Origin of the sequence: Streptomyces sp. URMC 127 (assembly GCF_051386535.1) — a bacterium.
Taxonomy (GTDB): domain Bacteria; phylum Actinomycetota; class Actinomycetes; order Streptomycetales; family Streptomycetaceae; genus Streptomyces.
Map to the genome: position 1 here is coordinate 1 of NZ_JBPQTW010000448.1, position 1,228 is coordinate 1,228.

The following is a 1,228-nucleotide window of genomic DNA, read 5'->3' on the forward strand; positions in this document are numbered from 1 at the left end:
TGGCGGGGGTGGTGTAGGCGATGAGGCGCTTGTCCCCGGGCTGGTCCTCCCGCACCACAACGAGCGCATCCGCCACGCCCGGGTGCAGACGAAGCGTCGCTTCGATCTCCCCGGGTTCGACACGGAAGCCGCGTATCTTGACCTGGTCATCGGCACGGCCGAGGTATTCCAGCTGCCCGTCCCGGTTCCAGCGGACCAGGTCCCCGGTGCGATACATCCGCGCACCAGCACCAACACCATCGCCCGTGTACGGATCGGCGACGAACCGCTCAGCGGTCAGCGCCGGACGGTCCACATAACCGCGGGCCACCCCTGCACCGGCGAGATACAGCTCTCCCGGCACTCCGGGCGGGACCAGGGCCAGGTGGTCATCGAGAACGTAGGCCCGCATGCCGTCCAGGGGCCGGCCGATCGGCACACTGCCCTGAGACAGCTCACCGGTCACGACATGCCGGGTAGCGAACGTGGTGGTCTCCGTCGGACCATAACCATTGACAACACTCAAACCGGGGTGGGCGTCGAGGACCCGCCGCACCGCCGCAGGCGAGACCACATCACCACCAGCCCACACCTGCTCCACACCAGCAAACGCCTCAAGGTGATGCTCAACCAGGACAGAGAACAGCCCGGACGTCAACCACAGACCCGTCACCCGACCAGCAGCGATCTCCGCCGCCAGCCGCTCACTGTCCAGCTCACCGGACGAAGCAACCACCACCGTGCCACCCGTCAGCAGCGGGACCCACACCTCGAACGTCGAAGCATCGAAGACCTCCGGCGAATGCCACAACACCCGCCGCTGCGCACCACCCCAACACCCATCCGACGCCAACCCGACAACATCGGCATGCGTCACCTCCACACCCTTGGGCAACCCCGTCGACCCCGACGTATACATCACATACGCAGCCCCAGGACCGTCCACCGGCGCCTCGAACCGCGTCCCCGAGAACGCCGAAAAGTCGCCGGACATCACTTCTGCGTCGATCACCAACGCCAACTGCGCATCCTCAGCGATGAACTGCAACCGCTCAGCGGGGTAGGCGGGGTCAAGCGGCACGTAAGCCCCGCCGGCCTTCAGCACCGCCAGCATCGCCACGATCGCCTCTACGGACCGCCCGAGCGCAACACCCACCCGGCTCCCCGCCCGAACACCCCGCCGCACAAGCCAGCCCGCCAACCGGCCGGCCCGCTCCTCCACCTCCCGATACGACCACTCCCGCTCACC

The 1,228-nt window shown here is 67.5% G+C and carries 1 protein-coding gene; it reads right to left on the reverse strand.

The features are described 5' to 3' along the window. Positions 1 to 1,228, reverse strand: a 1,228-nt coding sequence (locus tag ACSNOH_RS34830) for an amino acid adenylation domain-containing protein (RefSeq protein WP_436725449.1), incomplete at both ends; no start/stop codon positions are given.